The following is a 1,965-nucleotide window of genomic DNA, read 5'->3' on the forward strand; positions in this document are numbered from 1 at the left end:
CACCAGGTCCGCCTGCGCCACCACGGCGCGCGTGGCCTCCACGCCGCCATTGGTGCCCACCACGCCGGCATTGAGCGGATGGCTGCCCGCCAGGCTGCCCTGGCCGCTGACGCTGGAGCACACGGGCGCGTTGAGCAGGGTGGCCAGCGCATCCAGTGCGGCGCCGGCGCCCGCGATGAGCACGCCGCCGCCGCAGATCAGCACGGGGGAGCGTGCCGCCACCAGGCGGTCGGCCGCCTCGGCCACGGCTGCCGGATCGGGCGCGGACCGGTAGGCGGGATAGCGGTCATGGCCGGGCTGGGCCCAGACATCGGCCGGATCCAGCGTGTGCTTTTGCACGTCATAGGGCAGGCAGATATGGGTGGCGCCGGGCCGGCCCGTGGTCATGGCGCGAAAGGCGCTGCGCACGGCGTGCGGAATCTGGTCCACGCGGTCGATGGTGGTATTCCACTTGGTCAGCGGCCTGTACAGCGCCTGCTGGTCCAGTTCGGTCAGCGGGAACTTGCCGCGTGCGCCCACGGAGACGTCCGAGGTGATGCCCAGCACGGGCACCGAGGATTCGTTGGCCTCGGCCAGGCCGGGCAGCAGGTAGGTGGCGCCGCCGCCGCTGGGGCCTTCGCACACGCCCACCTTGCCGGTGACGCGCGCATAGGCGTCGGCCATGTAGCCGGCGCTGCGCTCGTCCCGCGTCAGGATGTGGTCCATGCCGTGGTCCAGCCGCGCCATGGCGTCGTAGAAGGGCAGGCTGGTGTCGCCGCACAGGCCGAAGATGTGCTTGACGCCGTTGAGCTGCAGCATGCGGACCATGGCGTCGGCGCCATTGAAAGCGGTGGTCATGTCGGGAGTCTCCAGGCAGGTTGGGTGACGGGATTTTAAGAATCCATTTCAGTATACTTAAAAGTATCCAAAGCGCCAGAGGGCACAATGGCGCCATGAAAATCTCCAACATCCGCCACGAACGGGGCTCCAGCGTCTACAGCACGCTGCGTGACATGGCCATCTCCTACGAATTCAAGCCGGGCGAGCGCCTGAGCGAGAGCGAACTGGCGCTGCGCCTGGGCGTGAGCCGCACGCCCGTGCGCGAGGCACTGACGCGGCTGGTGGCCGACGGTTTTCTGCTGCCCGCCAGCCGCGGCTACATGCGGCGCGAGCTGGACGTGAAGGAGTCACTGGACCTGTACGAGGCCCGCGTGGCCGTGGAGCGCGAATGCGTGCGCTTGGCCGTGGAGCGCGCCACCGATGCCCAGATCGACGAGGCGCGGGCCTATCTGGAGCAGAGCCAGCGCGTGGCCTCCGACACGCCGGTGCGGCAGTTGGTAGACCTGGACGAGGGCTTTCACCTGCGCATTGCCGACATGGCCGGCAATGCCGAGCTGCGGCGCATGCTGGTGAGCCTGAACGAGCGCATTCGCTTCATCCGGTGGATCGACATGGAGAACGTGGGGCGCGCCTCCACCCAGCACGAGCACCTGGAAATCCTGCAGGCCTTGAGCGACCGCCACGCCCAGGCCAGCGAACGCCTGATGGCCGAGCACATCGGCCTGCGGCGCGAGCAGATCGTGGAGGCGATTGCGCGCGGTCTGACGCGCATCTACCTGCCGCAGGAGCAGGTGCAGGCCACGCCCTGAAGCGCCTTCAGGGGGCGCAGGGCGTCGAGGGCCGGTAGGCGGTGACCAGGATCTGGTTGGCCTGCGCCGGGTTGAAGTTGTCGTCGCTGGCGAACACCAGCACGCGCGTGCCATCGGGCAGCGGCGGGCCCCAGGACATGGCCTCCATGTTGTCCAGCCGCCCGCGCTGAACCGTGGACAGGTCCGCAATCAGCTGCTTGGCTGCCATCTGCGGCGGGTTGCGTATGAAGCTGTCCATGGCCAGCGTATCGGGCGCTTGCAGGCCGATGCGGTACAGCCGCGCGCCAAAGCCGTGGCCCGGGCTGTAGGAGCGCTCCAGTACCAGCAGATGACGCGG

Annotated in this window: 3 protein-coding genes; 1 reads left to right on the forward strand and 2 read right to left on the reverse strand. The window is 68.8% G+C overall.

The features are described from left to right. The coding region (locus L995_RS13655; protein WP_047472279.1) for a thiamine pyrophosphate-binding protein at positions 1-837 on the reverse strand (837 nt) is incomplete at its 3' end. A 95-nt stretch (positions 838-932) separates the two neighbouring features. On the opposite strand from L995_RS13655, the gene L995_RS13660 reads away from it, so the two are divergent. Then, positions 933-1,628, forward strand: a complete 696-nt coding sequence (locus L995_RS13660) for a GntR family transcriptional regulator (RefSeq protein ID WP_047472280.1) — start codon at positions 933-935, stop codon at positions 1,626-1,628. Positions 1,629-1,635: 7 nt separating this feature from the next. Here L995_RS13660 and L995_RS13665 read toward each other — a convergent pair. Then, on the reverse strand, positions 1,636-1,965 hold a 330-nt coding region (locus L995_RS13665), incomplete at its 5' end, for an esterase-like activity of phytase family protein (RefSeq protein ID WP_047472281.1).

The organism is Delftia sp. ZNC0008 (assembly GCF_000799035.1).
Taxonomy (GTDB): domain Bacteria; phylum Pseudomonadota; class Gammaproteobacteria; order Burkholderiales; family Burkholderiaceae_C; genus Comamonas; species Comamonas tsuruhatensis.

Excerpts from the sequence above, each read along its gene's own strand:
- L995_RS13660 (WP_047472280.1), top strand. The coding sequence starts at position 933 with ATGAAAATCTCCAACATCCGCCACGAACGGGGCTCCAGCGTCTACAGC.